Consider the following 2,375-nt stretch of genomic DNA (forward strand, 5'->3'; position numbering starts at 1 on the left):
ACCCCGGAGAGAACCATGACCCCGGCGGGTTCCAGCCTCCGTTCCGGCGCTTGACCTGGAAAGCCCGATTAGAGAACGGGCACTGAAGTAAGATAGCAGCGATTTCGGCTCAGCTAAGGGCCACACTAGCTCCCAGCTCTACTGGGATTTCAGAGCTATGCGGCCTATGATGAACAGCCTGTTCATCTCCCCTAACTCGTATAGCCCGCTGCTCAGCAGCAGCTTCTCGCAGAGCTGCCTCGACTACTGCCTTAGCGATGAGGTTCTCCAACAGGAAGATGGCTGCCACCGGGATGACGAGGGCGAAGATGATCAGATCAACATCCATAACAATGCTCCGTAAGCCGCCTGAACCCCAGCTGCGACTGAGCAAATTCTTCCACAAAGTTTCCGATTGAATGATCACGGCCGAGTTAATGACAGAACGTGCATTCACCCAGCGGCTAGGGTTTGAGCGAGAACCGAAGCTGGGTGTTTAGTCCCGGATTGTGGTTGTGCGGGTTCAGTTTGAAGCGATTGGGCTGAAGGACCCACCGGTCGCAGATGAATTCGTACGGTGTTTTGCCCTCAGGGTCTTGAGTCGTCGAGCGTAGTTGTAGGCCAGGAGGAAGGCATGAAGATGTCGCTTCAGCTCTTCGGCTAAGGCGTAATGGAACGCCCGTACGGTTGCTTCCTTGAGGGTGCGGTTCATCCGCTTAACTTGGCCATTCGTCTAGATCCCGTAATGGGCTGGCCGCAGCAAGGCGGTGAGGTGTCCTTCTCTCGGTTGTAAGTTTGGCTAGGGCCGGGTGGCCCTGGCACCAGGGAGGATGGTGATGGACTATTTCGTCGGCATCGATGTCTCGCTTGAGCTTTCCAGCCTGTGCGTGGTGGATGCCACAGGTCGGATTGTCCGCGAGGTGAAGGTTCGGAGTGAGCCTGAAGCGCTCAATGCCTTTCTCGCGCAACTCGGCCTGCCGCTGACCCGTGTGGGGCTGGAGGCTGGCCCGCTGTCCCAATGGCTTCACGCCGGCCTGGCTGCGGCCGGCCATGAGGCGGTTCTGCTGGAGACCCGCCATGTGAAGGCGGCGCTCTCGGCCATGACGGTGAAGACTGACCGCCGGGATGCTCGCGGCATCGCACAGCTTCTGCGCATGGGCTGGTACCGACCCGTGCATCGCAAGTCAGTCCCGGCACAGGAGATCCGTGCCTTGCTGGGAGGCCGAAAGCTCTTGCAGAGCAAACTCCACGACGTGGAGCTTGCGATCCGCGGCATGCTGCGAGGCTTCGGGCTCAAAATGGGTAAGACAACCCCTGCCCAGTTCGGTGGCCGCGTGCGCGAGTTGGTAAGCGGGCATACTCTTCTCGGGCAGGTGACGGACCCGATGCTCAGGGCGCGCGATGCGCTCCGCGCCGAGTATGCCGCTCTGCACAAGCAGTTGCTTACCCTTGTGCGAGACCACCATGTCTGCCGGCGGTTGATGACAGCACCAGGGGTCGGGGCCGTCGTGGCTATCACCTTCATCACTGGCGTCGACGATCCCGCGCGGTTCACACGATCAAAGGCAGTCGGGGCGCATTTTGGGCTGACGCCGAAGAGATACCAGTCGGGCGAGACGGATGTTGCTGGTGCGATCACCCGCGTCGGTGATGCCTCCGTCCGGGTTGCCCTCTACGAGGCAGCCAATGCCATACTGACCGGGCAAGCCCGGTTCTCGGCCTTGAAGCACTGGGCGATGGAGGTGGCGAAGCGCCGCGGCATGCGGCGCGCCAAAGTTGCCTTGGCAAGAAAGCTCGCGACCGTGCTCCACCGCATGTGGGTTGATGACACCGAGTTCCGCTGGAGCCGGGAGGCAGCAGGTCCGACCACTGCCTGAGAGGAGAACACGCGGGTTTGGAGGAGGGCCAGCTCGGGCGCTCTGTTCCCTCGAGGTCCCGTCGCCGGGACGCGGAAGCGACGAAGCCGCACATTTGGAAGTGGCCCTGCCTTCGGACGGGTACCACGCGTCTCTAGATCGGCTCGTCGGTTCCCCCCTGATAGGATGATGTGGCGGCCCAAAGCGCCGACCACGGACAGAAGACTGGATCCGGCGACGTGGCACCACAAAGGGATTGACGCCGAACGGCCCATTACAGAAGACCAGATGTCCGTCGCATTGGAGCACTTAAGGCATAAGGCGATAGGTGCACGGTATCCCTGCCTTCGCCACGTGGCCGCTAAGCGCCTCTCCAGGAAGCTCGTTTCGCAGCGGAGCACGTGTCAGAAGCAGCTTTTCAAGGTTGATTCCGGTCGCGAAGCCCATGCTCTCCAGCATGAATACTAGCAGTCTGTCGGATTTCCCTCCGGTCTGAAATCCGCGAATCTGATGGGCATGACGCAGTTTATCCCCTTCAGC

General features: G+C 60.7%; 2 protein-coding genes and 2 pseudogenes. 1 reads left to right on the plus strand and 3 read right to left on the minus strand.

Annotated features, from left to right (window positions below; all coding sequences use genetic code 11):
• Positions 1-109 precede the first annotated feature (109 nt).
• Both D2K64_RS24835 and D2K64_RS25820 read right to left on the minus strand, forming a co-directional pair.
• Complete coding sequence (locus D2K64_RS24835; protein WP_157986098.1) at positions 110-328, minus strand: hypothetical protein; 219 nt, start codon at positions 326-328, stop codon at positions 110-112.
• A 115-nt stretch (positions 329-443) separates the two neighbouring features.
• A pseudogene (locus D2K64_RS25820) lies at positions 444-712 on the minus strand (IS481 family transposase); the annotation flags it as partial.
• Positions 713-815: 103 nt separating this feature from the next.
• Here D2K64_RS25820 and D2K64_RS23335 point away from each other — a divergent pair.
• Positions 816-1,856, plus strand: coding sequence for an IS110 family RNA-guided transposase (locus tag D2K64_RS23335; RefSeq protein WP_120010795.1), 1,041 nt, complete (start codon positions 816-818; stop codon positions 1,854-1,856).
• Between the two features lie 288 nt (positions 1,857-2,144).
• Here D2K64_RS23335 and D2K64_RS25825 read toward each other — a convergent pair.
• A pseudogene (locus tag D2K64_RS25825) lies at positions 2,145-2,375 on the minus strand (hypothetical protein); the annotation flags it as partial.

This window comes from Teichococcus vastitatis (assembly GCF_003604215.1).
In the GTDB taxonomy this organism is placed as follows: domain Bacteria; phylum Pseudomonadota; class Alphaproteobacteria; order Acetobacterales; family Acetobacteraceae; genus Pseudoroseomonas; species Pseudoroseomonas vastitatis.